This window comes from Delftia tsuruhatensis NBRC 16741 (assembly GCF_001571325.1).
GTDB lineage: Bacteria > Pseudomonadota > Gammaproteobacteria > Burkholderiales > Burkholderiaceae_C > Comamonas > Comamonas tsuruhatensis.
Map to the genome: position 1 here is coordinate 34,679 of NZ_BCTO01000035.1, position 15,983 is coordinate 50,661.

At 67.4% G+C, this 15,983-nt stretch carries 15 protein-coding genes; 8 read left to right on the top strand and 7 right to left on the bottom strand.

What is annotated here, in order from left to right; translation table 11 throughout:
* Window positions 1–53: 53 nt before the first annotated feature.
* The 3 genes from DTS01S_RS17890 (at window position 54) to DTS01S_RS17900 (ending at window position 3,082) form a co-directional block, all read left to right on the top strand.
* On the top strand, window positions 54–410 hold the full coding sequence (locus DTS01S_RS17890) for a hypothetical protein (protein WP_017404491.1): 357 nt from the start codon (window positions 54–56) through the stop codon (window positions 408–410).
* 108 nt (window positions 411–518) lie between these two features.
* Window positions 519–1,400: a KPN_02809 family neutral zinc metallopeptidase gene (gene ypfJ, locus DTS01S_RS17895; protein ID WP_017404492.1), complete on the top strand. Its 882-nt coding sequence runs from the start codon at window positions 519–521 to the stop codon at window positions 1,398–1,400.
* A 185-nt stretch (window positions 1,401–1,585) separates the two neighbouring features.
* Window positions 1,586–3,082, top strand: a complete 1,497-nt coding sequence (locus tag DTS01S_RS17900; RefSeq protein WP_016449007.1) for a DEAD/DEAH box helicase — start codon at window positions 1,586–1,588, stop codon at window positions 3,080–3,082.
* A 78-nt stretch (window positions 3,083–3,160) separates the two neighbouring features.
* Here DTS01S_RS17900 and DTS01S_RS17905 read toward each other — a convergent pair whose 3' ends face one another.
* The gene (locus DTS01S_RS17905; protein WP_016449006.1) at window positions 3,161–4,006 is read right to left on the bottom strand and encodes a symmetrical bis(5'-nucleosyl)-tetraphosphatase; all 846 of its coding nucleotides are present in this window, start codon (window positions 4,004–4,006) and stop codon (window positions 3,161–3,163) included.
* A 24-nt stretch (window positions 4,007–4,030) separates the two neighbouring features.
* Here DTS01S_RS17905 and DTS01S_RS17910 point away from each other — a divergent pair, with 24 nt between their 5' ends.
* The 3 genes from DTS01S_RS17910 to DTS01S_RS17920 all read left to right on the top strand — a co-directional run bounded on the left by DTS01S_RS17910 (window position 4,031) and on the right by DTS01S_RS17920 (window position 7,322).
* Window positions 4,031–5,344 carry a hemolysin family protein gene (locus DTS01S_RS17910; RefSeq protein WP_016449005.1) on the top strand — a complete coding sequence of 438 codons (1,314 nt, stop codon included), beginning with the start codon at window positions 4,031–4,033 and terminating at the stop codon, window positions 5,342–5,344.
* Window positions 5,345–5,444: 100 nt separating this feature from the next.
* Window positions 5,445–5,738 (top strand): H-NS histone family protein, encoded by a 294-nt coding sequence (locus tag DTS01S_RS17915; RefSeq protein WP_016449004.1) that lies wholly within the window; start codon window positions 5,445–5,447, stop codon window positions 5,736–5,738.
* Window positions 5,739–6,113: 375 nt separating this feature from the next.
* Window positions 6,114–7,322: an FAD-dependent monooxygenase gene (locus tag DTS01S_RS17920; RefSeq protein ID WP_017404493.1), complete on the top strand. Its 1,209-nt coding sequence runs from the start codon at window positions 6,114–6,116 to the stop codon at window positions 7,320–7,322.
* 18 nt (window positions 7,323–7,340) lie between these two features.
* On the opposite strand, the gene DTS01S_RS17925 is transcribed toward DTS01S_RS17920, so the two are convergent.
* Entirely contained in the window at window positions 7,341–8,642 is a 1,302-nt protein-coding gene (locus DTS01S_RS17925; protein ID WP_026062157.1) for an MFS transporter, read from the bottom strand.
* Window positions 8,643–8,733: 91 nt separating this feature from the next.
* Window positions 8,734–9,609, bottom strand: a complete 876-nt coding sequence (gene kynA / locus DTS01S_RS17930) for a tryptophan 2,3-dioxygenase (protein ID WP_034365327.1) — start codon at window positions 9,607–9,609, stop codon at window positions 8,734–8,736.
* A 163-nt stretch (window positions 9,610–9,772) separates the two neighbouring features.
* On the opposite strand from kynA, the gene ada reads away from it, so the two are divergent.
* Together ada and DTS01S_RS17940 are read left to right on the top strand one after the other, a co-directional pair.
* Window positions 9,773–10,681, top strand: coding sequence for a bifunctional DNA-binding transcriptional regulator/O6-methylguanine-DNA methyltransferase Ada (gene ada / locus DTS01S_RS17935; RefSeq protein ID WP_017407564.1), 909 nt, complete (start codon window positions 9,773–9,775; stop codon window positions 10,679–10,681).
* Window positions 10,678–11,688 carry a DNA-3-methyladenine glycosylase family protein gene (locus DTS01S_RS17940; RefSeq protein WP_017407565.1) on the top strand — a complete coding sequence of 337 codons (1,011 nt, stop codon included), beginning with the start codon at window positions 10,678–10,680 and terminating at the stop codon, window positions 11,686–11,688. The genes ada and DTS01S_RS17940 overlap by 4 nt, the downstream gene beginning before the upstream one ends.
* Window positions 11,689–11,705: 17 nt before the next feature.
* Here DTS01S_RS17940 and kynU read toward each other — a convergent pair whose 3' ends face one another.
* From kynU to DTS01S_RS17960, 4 genes are all read right to left on the bottom strand, one after another.
* On the bottom strand, window positions 11,706–13,010 hold the full coding sequence (gene kynU / locus DTS01S_RS17945) for a kynureninase (RefSeq protein ID WP_017407566.1): 1,305 nt from the start codon (window positions 13,008–13,010) through the stop codon (window positions 11,706–11,708).
* Between the two features lie 52 nt (window positions 13,011–13,062).
* The gene (gene kynB, locus DTS01S_RS17950; protein WP_026062937.1) at window positions 13,063–13,692 is read right to left on the bottom strand and encodes an arylformamidase; all 630 of its coding nucleotides are present in this window, start codon (window positions 13,690–13,692) and stop codon (window positions 13,063–13,065) included.
* Window positions 13,693–13,696: 4 nt separating this feature from the next.
* Entirely contained in the window at window positions 13,697–15,094 is a 1,398-nt protein-coding gene (locus tag DTS01S_RS17955; protein WP_016448996.1) for an amino acid permease, read from the bottom strand.
* A gap of 99 nt (window positions 15,095–15,193) precedes the next feature.
* Window positions 15,194–15,979, bottom strand: coding sequence for a helix-turn-helix domain-containing protein (locus tag DTS01S_RS17960; protein WP_026062931.1), 786 nt, complete (start codon window positions 15,977–15,979; stop codon window positions 15,194–15,196).
* Window positions 15,980–15,983: the final 4 nt, after the last annotated feature.

Genomic DNA, 15,983 nt, shown 5'->3' on the forward strand with positions numbered 1-15,983 from the left:
CCGGTGGTGCACCCAGGCCCGCGCAGGCCTGCGCAGGCACTACGATGTCGCCTATGTCACAAAAGCCTTCTTATCCGCGCGAGGAGCCCAGCTGGGACGGTTCGGCGCGGCCCGAAGCTGCCCGCAAGGAATCGGCCCCGCGCTACGAGCAGCAGCGGCGCGGGCCCGCGCCCGAACCGTGGCAGCGCGAGGAGCCTCCCAGCGAACAGGCACCTGCGCCCCGCAGGCCCGGCGAGCCTGCACGCGAGCGGCGCAGGCGCGGCGGATGGGGGCTGGGCCTGGCGGTCGTCGTCGGCCTGTGCATCGTCGCCGCGCTGCTGGCCGGCATGGTGCTGGTGGCGCGCGAGCAGGTACTGCGCAGCCAGGCGCCGCCCGTCACTGCCCCCATGGCGGTGCAGCCCGTGCGCTGATACACGCCGTATCATTGCCGGGACTGCGGACGCTGCGGCCCCGCAGGTTCCGACGTAATATCGCCGCCCGATGCTGCAGGCCGCAGCACAGATCCAGGAGCGAACACCATGAGATGGGAAGGCAACCGCGAGTCGGACAATGTGGAGGACCGCCGTGATGACGGTGGTGGTGGCGGTGGTGGTCCCGTCTTTGGCGGGCGCAGCATCGGCATCGGCACCATCGTCATCGCCCTGGTCGGTGGCTGGGTGCTGGGCATCAATCCGCTGACCATCCTGGGGGCGCTCAGCGGCGGCGCGCCGGTGCAGGTGCAGCAGCCCCAGGGGCCGGCCCACAAGCCGCCGGCCGACGACCAGCTCGCCCGCTTCGTCTCCACCGTGCTGGCCGATACCGAGGATGTGTGGCGCGAGGTGTTCCGCCAGGGCGGCGCCCAATATGCCGATCCCAAGCTCGTGCTGTTCCGCGGCGCCACGCCCACGGCCTGCGGCACGGGCCAGTCCGCCATGGGGCCGTTCTACTGCCCTGCCGACCAGAAGGTCTATATCGACCTGGGCTTCTACGAGACGCTCAAGAACCAGCTGGGCGCCCCCGGCGACTTTGCCCAGGCCTATGTGATTGCCCATGAGGTGGGCCACCACGTGCAGAACCTGCTGGGCATCAGCGCCCAGGTGGACCGTGCGCGGGGCCGCGTCAGCAAGGTCGAATACAACCAGCTGTCGGTCAAGCTGGAGCTGCAGGCCGATTGCCTGGCGGGCGTCTGGGCGAACCGCGCGCAAAGCGCACGCCAGATCCTGGAGCAGGGCGATGTGGAGTCGGCCATGAATGCCGCTTCCAAGATCGGCGACGACGCCCTGCAGCGCGCCGGTGGCGGCGCCGTCGTGCCCGACAGTTTCACGCATGGCACCAGTGCCCAGCGCCAGCGCTGGTTCAGCACCGGTCTGCGCACCGGCAGCGTCAAGTCCTGCGACACTTTCTCGGCCGCTTCGCTTTGAAAAATGCCCCCCGAGGGGCGCTTTCCCATCTCGAGGCGGCGGCCCGGCGATGAAAAAATGCCCGCATAGCGGGCCCTCGTACCGGGTTTTTGCGGGTTGCGCTCACGCAACGCCATGCTTGTCCAGGTGCCAATTGGCGTTATTGCAACGCACAAATCGCGCTAGGTGCGACAATAGCGTCCTCAATGACAAGCTCTTTCTCCAATCTCCAACTGGCCGAGTCCCTGGCGCGCGCCGTGGCCGACATGGGCTACGAGTCCATGACGCCCATCCAGGCGCAGGCCATTCCGGTTGTTCTGACCGGCAAGGATGTCATGGGCGCAGCCCAGACCGGCACGGGCAAGACGGCAGCGTTCTCGCTGCCGTTGCTGCAGCGGCTGATGCGCCACGAAAATGCCTCCGCTTCGCCTGCACGGCACCCCGTGCGGGCGTTGGTGCTTTTGCCCACGCGCGAACTGGCGGACCAGGTGGCTCAGCAGATCGCCCAGTACGCCAAGTACACCAAGCTGCGCAGCACCGTGGTGTTCGGTGGCATGGACATGAAACCGCAGACGCTGGAACTGAAAAAGGGCGTCGAGGTGCTGGTGGCCACGCCGGGCCGGCTGCTTGACCATATCGAAGCCAAGAACGTGGTGCTCAACCAGGTCGAGTACGTGGTGCTCGACGAGGCGGACCGCATGCTGGACATCGGCTTCCTGCCCGACCTGCAGCGCATCCTGTCCCATCTGCCCAAGACACGCACCACCTTGCTGTTCAGCGCCACCTTCTCGCCCGAGATCAAGCGCCTGGCCGGCAGCTACCTGCAAGACCCCGTCACCATCGAAGTGGCCCGTCCCAACGAGACGGCGTCCACGGTGGAGCAGCGCTTCTACAGCGTCAGCGACGACGACAAGCGCTATGCGCTGCGTTCGCTGCTCAAGCAGCGCGAGATCCGCCAGGCCTTCGTCTTTTCCAACAGCAAGCTGGGCTGCGCCCGCCTGACGCGGGCGCTGGAGCGCGACGGTTTGCGCGCAACGGCGCTGCACGGCGACAAGAGCCAGGACGAGCGCCTGAAGGCGCTTGAAGCCTTCAAGCGCGGCGAGGTCGATCTGCTGGTGTGTACCGATGTCGCGGCCCGCGGCCTGGACATCAAGGACGTGCCGGCCGTCTTCAACTACGACGTGCCCTTCAACGCCGAAGACTATGTGCACCGCATCGGCCGCACGGGCCGCGCAGGCGCCTCCGGCATTGCCGTGACCCTGGTGACCAGCCACGATGCGCGCCTGGTGGGCGAGATCGAGAAGCTCATCAAGAAGAAGATCAACGTCGAAACCTGCCCCATGGAAGATTTCCGCGGCAGCGCACCGCGTGGTCACCGTTTCGACGAGCTGCCGCGCCAAGGCGCTGGCGGCGGGTACGGTCGTGAACGGGATCGCGGTGGCGAGCGTGGCGATCGCGGTGCCGATGCAGCACGGGGCAGCACGGGCTTCGGCCATCGCGGCTCGCGCATGGCCCAGCGCCCGGCGCATTCCGACCCCTTCTTCGACAAGCCCTATGAGCCTTCGGCCAGCGCCGACGCCAACTGGGAAAGCCAGCGCGCTGCGCCCAAGGCCGGCGGCAACATCAAGCCCAAGCGCAAGCTGGCGGCGCTGTTCAAGGCACCGGTCGCGCCCGCCGCGCCCGTCGCCACCTCCGAGGTCTGAGCGCCGCACACGCGGCCTGCCTCCCGAATAACGCCTGCCTTGCAGGCGTTTTTTCATGGGTGCACGGGCTGCTCCCGATCAGCCTGGGGCCTGGGCCTGCGGGCAATCCACCTGGATCAGCTCCCTGTCCGCCAGATGGTCGCCGAAGCGCATCATGCTCAGGCAGCCACCCCAGACGCAGCCCGTGTCCAGCGCCACCAGATCGGGCCGGTTGATATGGCCCAGCGTGGACCAGTGGCCAAAGGCAATGGGCACGCCCGCCGTGGCGCGGCCCGGCACATCGAACCAGGGCATGAGTCCTGGCGCCGCCTGCTCTGCCGACTCCGTGCTGTCGAAATCCATGACCCCCTGAGCGCTGCAAAAACGCAGCCGGGTCAGCGCGTTGACGATGACACGCAGCCGTTCCCAGCCCTGCAGATCCGGCGACCAGCGATCGGGCTGGTTGCCGTACATGGCTTGCAGGAAATCCGGCAATTGTGCGCTGCGAAGTACCGTGTGCACCTCGCCTGCAAGGTCCATCACTTCCTGGGCGGTCCACTGCGGCAGCACGCCTGCGTGGACCATCAGCAGCTCATCGCCATGCACCGTGCGGTGGCTGCGCGCCAGCGGCTGCTGTCGCAGCCAGTCCAGCAGCTGGTCACGATCGGGCGCTTGCAGCACCTGGGCCAAGGTGTCGCGGCGGCTGTTGCGGCGCACGCCGTGGGCGGCGGCCAGCAGGTGCAGGTCATGGTTGCCCAGCAGGGCGCGCATGGAGTCGCCGGCGGCCATGCAGGTGCGCAGTACCTTGTCCGATGCCGGGCCGCGATTCACCAGGTCGCCGAGGATGTACAAGGTATCGCGGCTGGCGGAGAAATCCACGCGTTGCAGCAGGCGCTCAAAGGCGTCGTGGCATCCCTGGATATCACCGATACAGTAAAGTGCCATGGTCTTCTTTCTGATATACGAACCATGGATTTTCTGCTGATCGCGTTGCTTACGCTGCTCAATGGGGTGTTTGCAATGTCCGAATTGGCACTGGCCTCCAGCCGCAAGGCTCGGTTGGTGGCACTGGCTGAAACAGGCGACAAGGGGGCGGTGGCGGCACTGGCCTTGCTCGACAACCCCACGCAATTTCTTTCTTCGGTGCAGGTGGGCATCACCTCCATCGGCCTGCTCAACGGTATCCTGGGTGAGGCGGCCTTCAGCGACGGACTGGCCGCATGGCTGCTGGGCCTGGGCGTTCCAGAGCGCGCAGCCAGCATTTCGGCAACGGCAGTCGTCGTGACCGTGATCACCTTCGTCACCATCGTTTTCGGCGAGCTGGTGCCCAAGCGCATCGGCCAGCTCTATCCCGAAACCGTGGCCATCGTGGTCTCGCGGCCCATGACGTGGGTGGCGTCGGCAGCCAAGCCTTTTGTGCGGCTGCTGGCCTTCTCCACCCGCGCCATGCTGACCTTGCTGCGCATCAATGAATCGGCGGCACGCTCCGTGACCGAGGAGGAGATCGCGGCCAGCCTTGCCGAGGGCCGCGATGCCGGCGTCATCGAGGCCAGCGAACATCAGATGGTGCAGAACGTCTTCCATCTCGATGACCGCTCGCTGACGTCGATCATGGTGCCGCGCGGCGATGTGCAATGGCTGGATGCCGACATGACCGTCACCGAGGCATTGCAGGCCTCGGCCGATGACCACGCAAAGGGCGGCCATTCCTGGTATCCGGTGTGCCGCAATTCCCTTGATGACGTGGTCGGCATCATCAGCGTGGCGCGCCTGCTGGCATTGGGTCCCGATGCGGCGGGCTCCACGCTCTACGAGCATGTGCTGCCGGCCTCGTTCCTGCCCGAGACGCTCAGCGCCATGGAACTGCTGGAGCAATTGCGTGCCCGATCCGGGCGCATGGTGTTCGTGGTGGATGAATATGGCGTGGTGCAGGGCATCATGACGCCGCGCGATTTGCTGGAGGCGATTACCGGCGAGTTACAGCCTGTGACCGAAACGGAAGCATGGGCCATGCAGCGTGGGGATGGCTCCTGGTTATTGGACGGGCTGATGCCCATATCGGAGCTGAAGGCGCGCCTCGATATTCGTGACCTGCCCGATGAGCACCGTGGCCGATACAACACCGTTGCCGGCCTTCTCATGGCGGAAAGCGGTCATTTGCCGGTTCTGGGAGAGCGGATCAGCTGCGCGGGCTGGATCTTCGAGGTGATTGATCTCGATGGCAAACGCATTGACAAGGTGCTTGCCATTTCGGAATTATCCGAAGGCTCCTCGCTGCAATAGGCAACTGCGATATTGTGGATTTTGCTTACATGCGTCTTGCCCTGTAGGGCGATTATGTTTTTATAATGAAAGCTCTTAAACAACTTTCAAGGCGCACACCATGAGCTCTTACAAGGAATTGCTGAAGCAGCGACAGGAACTGGAGCAACAGATCCAGGAAGCGCGCAAGCGTGAACTGTCTGACGCCGTGGGCAAGGTTCGCAATTTGATTGCCGAATATGGCCTGACTGCGGATGACGTCTTTCCTTCGGCTCGTGGTCGCGGCAATGCGGGTGCAACGGGCACCAAGGTGGCGCCCAAGTACCGTGATCCCGCCACTGGCCAGACCTGGACCGGACGCGGCAAGCCGCCGAAGTGGATTCAGAATCAGGACCGCGAAAAGTTCGTCATCTGATTTTTCCATCGCGCATGTTGAAAGAGCCCGCCTTGTGCGGGCTTTTTTCATTGGCACGGCCATTTGTCAAAAATTGACTCGGTTGAGAATGACTATCATGCGCTGTGCAAAGCGTGGGCCTGTGCACGGACATTGCGCGGCGGCGATGCCAGGGCCGATTCCTGGCGGTAACGCAAAATGCACGGTGCCAGTGATGCACCTTGCGGCAGTTTGGAGCATGCGAGGTGGGTGTTTCCGGGTCTTGGCGTCTCAACGCATGGCGGATGCATGCGTGTTTCAGACAAATCCGATGATTTTTTGATTTTCTTCAGTGGTGGCCGACTTGAATATCCAGGCACCAGCCACCATGGGCGAAGGCAGGGGCACAATACGCGCATGAACAAGCAGGTGTTGATTGCCGGCGGCGGCATTGGTGGCCTGGCTGCCGCGATTGGTGCATCGCGGGCGGGCTGGGAAGTGCGTCTTTTCGAACAGGCTCGCGTGCTCAGCGAAGTGGGGGCTGGAATCCAGCTGGGGCCGAATGTGGTGCGCCGCCTGCAGGCCTGGGGCCTGCAAAAGCCGCTGCAGCAGGTGGTGGCGCTGCCGGACAGCCTGCGGGTGCGCAGCGCCGCCACAGGGCAGGAACTGGGGCACATGCCTCTGGGCAGCGAGGCCGTGCATCGCTACGGCGCTGCCTACGCCACCATCCACCGGGCCGATCTGCAGCAGCTGCTGAAGGAAGCCGCTCAGACTTATCCGGGCATGCACCTGAACCTGGGCCAGCCCATTGAAGGCTTTTCCGAAACGGACGGCGTGGTCACCGTGCGAACCCAGGCCGGCAAGCTGATCGAAGGCGATGCCCTGGTCGCTGCCGACGGCGTGCGCAGCGTCCTGCGCCAGCAGCTGCTGGGCGACGGCCCGCCGCGTGTCACCGGGCACCTGGCCTACCGCGCCCTGGTGCACCAGGCCCAGTTGCCCAAGCGGCTGCGTGCCACTGATGTCACGGCCTGGCTGGGCTCGCGCATGCATGCCATCCAGTACCCCGTGCGCCGGGGCGAGCTGCAGAACCTGGTGGTCATCGTCCAGGGCTCGGCGCCCGAGGACCTGGCGAACTGGGACCACGCGGGCAATCTCGATGATCTGGTGCGGGTGCTGCAGGGCAGCTGCCCGCAGCTGCTGGACCTGGTCCAGCATGTGCCTGCCGCTGGCGGTGACTGGCGGCTGTGGCCGGTGGGCGATCGCCCGCCCGTGCAATCGGCCGCGCAGATGGCGCGCGGCGTGGTGGCGCTGCTGGGCGATGCCGCCCACCCCATGCGACCCTATCTGGCCCAGGGCGCCGGCATGGCGATTGAAGATGCAGCGGAGCTGCAGCGCGCCCTGTCCATGCATGACCTGGATGTGAACATGCGCCTGCGCCGCTACGCGCTCAATCGCTGGCAGCGCAATGCGCGCGTGCAGGCGCGCTCGCAGCGCAACGGCCGCATCTTCCATGCCACGGGTCCGGTGCGCTGGGGGCGTGACCTGTCACTGCGCCTGCTGGGCTCCCGGCTGATGGATCTGCCTTGGCTGTACCGTGGCGATGGCTCGGCCGCCAACGCCTTGTAGAGGCACAGACTCCGGCCGCTAGGCGGCGGATGCCTGGCGCAGCAGCGGCGAGGAGGGCAGGAAACGGAACGCGGTTGACGCACCGACGAGGGTGGCCGCAATCGAGATCATCACGGCCTTGTAGGGCTCCACGCCCCAGGCCTCGGCCCAGGCCGCCACCCAGCCCGTGAACCATTGCACCAGGGCCACGCCCAGGAACATGGCCATGGTGAACAGCGACAGCGCGCGGCCGGTCATCTCGGGCGGGTAGGAAGCGCGCACATCGGCGTACTGCAGCACCGAATAGCCCGACAGCAGGCCCATGGCGAAGATCAGCGCCACATTGGTCCAGCCATGGTGCAAAAAGGCCATGAGCATGAACAGGCTGCCCATGAGCAGCGAGTAATTGGTGAGCCAGCGCCGGCGCCGCCCTGGGCCGGGATCCATGCGCCCGAAAATCGCGGGGCTGAACAGCGAGATCATCGATACGACCAGCGCCACATTGCCGCTTTCCACCAGCGAAAAGCCATAGCGATGGATGAGCAGCGGCCCCAGCCACAGGCCGCGCAGCGCCAGAAACGATGCATAGCAGGCCATGGCCAGCAGGACGATACCCAGCGTGTGCGGCAGCGTGAACAGCTCGGCCATGCGGCGTGCCGCCACGCCCCAGCTTTCCCGTGCGGCGGTCTGTGCTCCGCGGCGGGCGGGCTCGTGCACGCGCCACCAGATCAGCAGCCACGACAGGGCCGACATCACGGCCAGCAGCGCAAAGCCCGAGCGCCAGCCGAAATGCTGGACCAGCCAGGCCAGCGGCGTGCCTGTGAACAGCAGCCCCAAGCCGCCCACGCCCATGCCCACGCCCGACAGAAAGGCGAAGCGGTCCACGGGAAAGTGGCGCGAGATGAACATGGTGCAGGCCAGGAAGGCCGGCGAGCAGCCCACGCCGATCAGCAACTGGCCCACCATCAGCCAGCCGTAATTGGGTGCGGCGGCGGACAGTGCCGACCCCGCGATCGCCAGCGGAAACGACAGCAGCACCGTGCGGCGCAGGCCGTAGAGATCCATGCCGATGCCCATGAGCAACTGGGCCACGCCGAAGGACAGTCCGAACAGGCCCGCAAAGGCCCCCAGCGACTGGGCCGTAAGCCCGAAATCCTGCTGCAGGTCGGTCGCCATGACCGAGGTCGTGGTGCGAAAGGCCTGGCTCAGCGCAAAGGCCGAGAGCAGGGCCAGCAGCATGGCCCACAGCAGCTGGCTGCGTGGCGGCGGTGCTGCGGTGGAGGTCTGCGAAGCCTCTGTGTGTGTGTTGTTGTGTGGGGGCTGTTGCGGCGCTGCGGACACGGTATTTCTCCTGGCGCCGCAGCTTACCCGTTTGCGCGCATGCGCGCTGTCGCCACCGCAGCGGTCTGCCGTCGGTGGCGCCCGCCAGTTCTTATAGCTCGGTGCGCAGCGCCCAGATTTCGGGGAACAGCACCACGTCCAGCATCTTGCGCAGGTAGCTGACGCCGCCGGTGCCGCCCGTGCCGCGCTTGAAGCCGATGACGCGCTCCACAGTCGTCAGATGGCGGAAGCGCCACAGGCGGAAGGCGTCCTCGATGTCGGCCAGCTTTTCGCCGAGCTGGTACAGGTCCCAGTGCTGGTGGGGATCGCGGTAGACCGTGATCCAGGCCTGCTTGACGCCTTCGCTGGCCTCGTAGGGCTGGGTCCAGTCGCGCTCCAGCCGGTCGGCGGGCACCTCGATGCCCTCGCGCGCCAGCAGTTGCAGGGACACGTCGTAGAGCGAGGGCGAGCGCCATGCCGCCTCCACCTGGGCCAGCAGATCGGGCCGGTGGGCATGGGGCTGGAGCATGGCGGCATTCTTGTTGCCCAGGGAGAACTCGATGCAGCGGTACTGGTAGCTCTGGAAGCCGCTGGAGTTGGCCAGGTAGGGACGCATGGCCGTGTACTCGGGCGGCGTCATGGTGGACAGCACGGTCCAGGCGCTGACCAGTTGCTCCATGATGCGGCTCACGCGGGCCAGCATCTTGAAGGCGTCGGCGCGCGTGCCGCCTGCGATGGCGGCCGTGGCGGCTCGGACCTCATGCAGCATCAGCTTCATCCACAGCTCGCTGGTCTGGTGCTGGATGATGAACAGCATCTCGTCATGCGCGGGCGACAGCGGGTGCTGTGCCGTGAGGATCTGGTCCAGGTGCAGGTAGTCGCCATAGCTCATGGACTGGCTGAAGTCCAGCTGGGCGCGCTCCTCTTTGACGATGGATTCGGTGCGGCCGGGGCTGTTCATGGGACAGCCGGAGTGTTCGGTGGTCATGTGGGAGTCTCGCAAGTCTCGATGCGGAAAATGCAGGGCGCAGCGTAACCGAATCCCGCGCAGCAATCCTGCGGCTTGCAAGAAGCGGGATGCGCGCCCGCGCCGGGCTGCGTAGAGTAGGGCATCCGATGATCCTGAAAGACATGCCGTGTCCCACCAAGCCATGAATCAAGCCAGCGATGCCCCTGCCAACCCCGCTGCCCTGGTGGCCCGATGCTGCCGCTGGCTGGAGACCGAGGAGCCGCCCCCCGCCCTGGGCGCGCTGGCAGAACGCTCGGGGCTGAGCCCCTGGCAGCTGCACCGATTGTTCAAGCAGGCCACGGGCCTCACGCCCAAGGCCTATGCCAAGGCGCACCGCGCGCGTGCGCTGCGCCAGGCGCTGCAGCCAGGCCAGAGCGACTCGGTCACCGATGCCGCCTACCTCAGCGGCTATGCGGCCAGCAGCAGTTTCTACCGCGACGCAGGCGCCATGCTGGGCATGGCGCCCGGTGACTACCGGCGCGGCGGCATGCGCCAGACCATCCGCTTTGCGGTGGCCGAATGCACGCTGGGCAGCATCCTGGTGGCCAGCACCGATCGCGGCGTGTGCTGCGTGCTGCTGGGCGACGATGCCGAGGCCCTGGTCCAGGACCTGCAGCAGCGCTTTCCGCTGGCCGAACTGGTGGGCGGCGATGCCGGATTCGAGCACACCGTGGCCCAGGTCGTGGCCCTGGTCGAGCAGCCGCGCCGGGGCCTGGCACTGCCGCTGGATGTGCAGGGCACGGCCTTCCAGCAGCGCGTATGGCAGGCGCTGTGCGCCATTCCCGCCGGCCAGACCCTGAGCTATTCGGAACTGGCCCTGCGCCTGGGCATGCCCACGGGTGCCCGGGCCGTGGCCAGCGCCGTCGCGGCCAACCCCATTGCCGTGGCCGTGCCCTGCCACCGCGTGGTGCGCAATGACGGCAGCATCTCCGGCTACCGCTGGGGCGTGGAGCGCAAGCGCGCCCTGCTGCTGCGCGAGGCGCGCCAGGCGCAGGAGGCGGCTGGCAAGGACGCTGGGCACGCACCGCTGCGCCAGGCAGGAAGCGCATGAGCGGGCAAGGACAAGGGCCAGGGCAAGGGCGTGGCACCGGCCAGACCTATCAGGCGCAGCAGCAACTGACGCTGCCGGCCGGCTACCGCATGACCGAGTTCTGGGGCTTTCACCGGCGCGATGCCCAGCGCCTGTCCGAATGCGATCTGCAGGATGGCGGCACCATCCGCATGCACAAGGGCCTGATGTGGAAAGGCCTTCCCACGCTGCTCACCCTGGAGCTGAGGCAGCAGTGCGAAGAGGCGGCCGTGGTCCAGGCCCGATGGCGCCTGCCCGCCGATGCGGGCGCAATCACCGGCATGGACGATGTGCTGGCCGCCATGCTGCGGCGCATGTTCGGACTGTCCCAGGATGTGGGGGAGTTCGAGCGCCGCTTTGGCCGCCATGAGCGGCTGGGACCGCTGCTGGCGCGCCAGCCTGGCCTGCATGTGCCCGCGGCCTGCACGCCCTGGGAGGCGCTGAGCTGGGCCGTCACCGGGCAGCAGATCAGCGTGGCGGCAGCCGTGTCGCTGCGCCGCCGCCTGATCGCCGCAGCCGGCCAGCCGGTGGCGCTGCACGATGGCCATGCCGACGCGCCGCAGCAGCTGTGGTGCATGCCGGAGGCCGCGCAGGTGGCGCAGCTGAGCGAGGACGACCTGCGCGCGGCCGGCTTTTCCCGGAGCAAGACCCATACGCTGCGCCTGCTGGCGCATGCCGTGCAGGCGGGCGAACTGCCGCTGGACGATTGGGCCGCCATGCCCGAGCTGCCCGCCAGCGAGATCAGCCGGCGGCTGCTGGCCCTCAAGGGCGTCGGCCCGTGGACCGTGAACTACATGCTGCTGCGCGGCTATGGCCACCTGGACGGCCCGTTGCACGGCGATGTGGCCGTGCGCCGCGCCCTGGCGCGGCTGCTGGAGACGGAATCCGTGGACGCCGCGCAGACCGAGTTGTGGCTGCGGGACTTCGCGCCCTGGCGCGCCCTGGTCGCGGCCCATCTCTGGGCCTCGCTGTCGTCCACGGCGTTCTGAAGGGCTGGCTCCAGGCTTCAGGTCACCGCATTGACGCGGTTGAACTCCGGCTTGCGCCATTCGCCCGATTCCAGCACCTGGCGCAGGTGCTCCACGGCATGCCAGACATCTTCGAATCCCACGTACAGCGGCGTGAAGCCGAAGCGCAGGATGTCCTTGTGCAGGCCCGTGCCGTCGCCCTTGCGGAAGTCGCCGATCACGCCGCGCGCGATCAGCGCCTGCACGATGGCATAGGCGCCGCTGTCCTTGCCGTCCACGCCCAGCCCTTCCTCGCGCGTGAGGCAGACCTGGGAGCCGCGCCGGCCGTGCTCGCGCGGCGTGGCCAGGCCCAGGCCGTGGCCCTGGCAGCGTTCCTCGACCAGGGCGATGAACAGGTCGGTCAGCGACAGCGACTTCTTGCGCAGCGCGTCCATGCCGCCCAGCGGCTCCACGGCAGTGAACACGTCCAGGCCGCACTGCAGCACGCTCAGGCTGACCATGGGCTGGGTGCCGCACAGGTAGCGCTGTATGCCCTGGGCCGGGTGGTAGTCCGGCACGAACTTGAAAGGCTCGGCATGGCCGAACCAGCCCGACAGCGGCTGCCAGAAGCGGTTGATCAGGCGTGGATGGGCCCAGACAAAGGCCGGCGCACCGGGGCCGCCGTTGAGGTACTTGTAGCTGCAGCCGATGGCGAAGTCGGCATTCGCGCCCTTGAGATCGACAGGCACGGCGCCCGCGCTGTGGCACAGGTCCCAGACGCAGAGAATGCCCTTGCCCTGCGCGGCAGCCGTCACGGCAGCCATGTCGTGCATGGCGCCCGTGCGGTAGTTGACATGGGTGAGCATGCAGATGGCCACCTCGTCGGTCAGCGCGCTGGCAATTTCCTCGGGTTCGAGCAGCACCAGCTCCAGGCCGTATTCCTGGCAGACCGACTGGGCGATGTAGAGGTCGGTGGGGAAGTTGCTGCGCTCGCTGATCAGGCGCTTGCGTTGCGGCGCGTCCTCGCGCGCGATGCGGGCCGCCGCCGTCAGCACCTTGTAGAGGTTGATGGAGGCCGTGTCGGTGAACACCAGCTCGCCCGCGCCCACGCCCAGCCAGGGGGCGAACTGGTCGCCCAGGCGCTGGGGCAGGCTGATCCAGCCGGCGTCATTCCACGAGCGGATCAGGCCCTGGGCCCATTCCTGCTGCACCACCTCGGCCACGCGCGCGGCGGCGGCGCGGGGGCTGGCGCCCAGCGAATTGCCGTCAAGGTAGATCACGCCTTCGGGCAGCGTGAATTGGTCGCGCAGGGCGCGCAGCGGGTCTTGCGCATCGAGGGTGAGGCAGTCTTGCAGGCTCGTCACGGGGTCTCCTTGGGTATGGAAAAGGCGAAAGGCGAAAGGTGCGGCCCGGGAATCAGGCCAGGGCACGCAGCACGGCGCGCACGGGCGAGGCATCGGCCTCGACCAGCTTGAGCGGCAGGGCGATGAGCTCGTAGTCGCCCTCGGCCACCTCGTCCAGCACCAGGTTCTCCAGTACGCGCAGGCCGCGCCGGCGGATCACCTGGTGGCTGTCCAGGCTCTTGCTGCTGGCCGGGTCGATGCTGGCCGTGTCAATGCCGATGAGCTTCACGCCCAGGTCGGCCAGCCGCTCGACCGTGGCCGGTGCATAGGCGGCCAGTTCCTGGTCCCAGGTGGTGGGGGCGCGCTCGTAGGTGCGCACCAGCACGCGTGCCGGAAGATGCTCCACGGCGTGGGCGATGTGCTCCCATTCGACCAGCGGTCCCTTGCCGATGGCGTGGATCACGCGGCAGGGGCCGAGGAAGGCGTCCAGGTCCACATGGCCGATGCTGGCGCCGTCCGCGTCATAGTGCAGCGGTGCATCGGCATGCGCTCCCACATGGGGCGACAGCGTGATGGCGCTGACATTGACCGGGCAGCCCGGCCCGATGGTGGCGCACCATTGCTGGCTGTAGGCCGTGTCGCCGGGAAAGACGGGGCTGGCGGCCTGCACGGCCGGGGAGATGTCCCAGAGTCTGCGGGTCATGGTTTCACTCCTTCGGGGCGGTTCGGGCGGCCTGTGCGCGCGGCCGGTACCACAGCGCATACACCAGGGCCAGCAGGCCCAGGAAGGGCAGGCCCGTGAGCAGCGTCATGTGGAAGACCTCGGTGAAATAGGTGGTGACGATCACGCCCAGCATCAGCGCGGCGCCGGCCAGCGTGAACAGCGGATAGCCCCACATGCGGAACTGCAGGCGCTGGCCTGGATGCTCGCGCGACCAGCGCGCGCGGAAAAACAGATGGGTCACGAAGATCATGAACCAGGTGAACATGGCGCCGAACATGGACACGGACATCATCCACAGCAGCGAGCCTTCGGGCTTCCACAGGTTCACGGCCACGGCCACGGCAATGCCCAGGCAGGAGATGGCAATCGCCGCCACGGGCACGCCGCGGCTGTTCAGCCGCCCGAACACCGAGGGAGCATAGCCGCCGCGCGACAGGCTGAACATCATGCGCGAGGTCACATACAGCTGGCTGTTCATGGCCGACAGCGCGGCCACCAGCACCACGAAGTTGATGATGCTGGCAGCGCCCGGGATGCCGATGATCTCCATCACCTTCACGAAGGGGCTCTTGTCCGTGCCGGCCTGCTGCCAGGGCACGATGGCCAGCATCAGCGCCAGCGTCAGCAGGTAGAAGATCACCAGGCGCGCCATGGTGGTGCGAAAGGCCCGGGTGATGGCGCGCTTGGGGTCCTCGGCCTCGCCAGCCGCCACGGCCACGGCCTCCAGGCTCAGGTAGCTGAAGATGGCGATGATCACGGCCACCCAGGTGCCCCACAGGCCCTTGGGGAAGAAGCCGCCATCGGCCGTGTAGTTGAAAAAGCCGATGCCCTGGGGCTGCGAGCCGAACACCACCCAGGCGCCGATCAGGATGAAGGCCACGATGGCGATGATCTTGACCATGGAAAAGCCGTACTCCACCTGGCCGAAGGCCTTGACGCTGCTGGCGTTGACGGCCACCAGCGCGCCCGAGAACACCACCACCCAGATCCAGCGCGGCACGTCGGGGAACCAGTAGCCCATGTAGATGCCTATGGCCGTCACCTCCATGCCCACGGCCAGCACCACGGCGGCCCAGTAGGCATAGCGGACCATGAAGCCGGCCATCGGGCTGATGTAGTGCTCGGCATAGGCGCCGAACGAGCCCGAGGTCGGATGGGCCACCGTCATCTCGGCCAGGCAGCCCATGAGCAGCAGCGAGATCAGCGCGCCGATGGCGTAGCTGACCAGCACGCTGGGGCCGGCGAATCCGATGGCGAAGGCGCTGCCCATGAAAAGGCCGGTGCCGATGGCGCCTCCGATGGCGATCATCACCATCTGGGCGGCGGACAGCTGCTGGCGCAGGCCGGTTTCTCGTTGCTGAATGTCTTGGAAGGCGGCCATGGTGCGCGGCGGTTGGGGGCTGAAAGCGGAAGGCGTAAGTATCTGCGCTTTCACCGCCGGCCCCGGGCTGGCCGCTGCAAAACCATGGGAGGGTCCGGCTCAGGCTCCGCGTGCGTAGCAGCCCGGCGTCAGCGCATGGTGGGCCTTGAAGGCGCGCTGCAGGTGGGCCTGGTCGGCAAAGCCCATGGCATAGGCCGCATCGGACAGCGCCGCCCCCGTGGCCAGCAGGCGGCGCGCGCCGTTGATGCGCAGGTTCAGGCGGTAGCTGCCGGGCGTCATGCCCGTGGCCGCCTTGAAGCGGCGGATGAAGCGCGTGGCGCTCATGCCGCATTCCTGGGCCAGGGACTGCACGGTCAGGCCTGCATCGGGTCCTGCATGCAGGCGCTGCAGCGCGGGGGCCAGGGCCGCCGCATCGCCGGGCAGGGGCAAGGCTGCGGGCTGGGCACAGCGGTCCAGCAGGTGCTCCAGGCCCAGGGCCAGGCGGTCGGCGGCGGCCGCGCCATCGACGGGGCGGCACAGGCCATCCACCAGGCGGGCGATGTCCGCATCCGTGAGCGTGCGCCGGGGAAAGCGCAGCGCGGCCACGCCCAGCCGCGCGTGCAGCCAGTCGGCTTCGACAAACAGCATGCGGTAGGACCATGGCGCGCCGGGGTCGGGATTGCAGGCATGCCAGGCGCCGGGCTCGATCAGCACCACGCCGCCCGCCTCCACGGGCTGCGGGCCGTGGGCATGGTGGAACACGGTACGGCCCGCGTCCACGATGCCGATCGAGTACTCGGCATGCATGTGCAGCCGAAAGCAATGCGGCGAGCGCGCACTGTCGCGCAGCTCGGCCCAGGGGGCGGCCGGATGGCGGTGGAATCGGTGGGGAGAGGCTGAAGTCATGGCG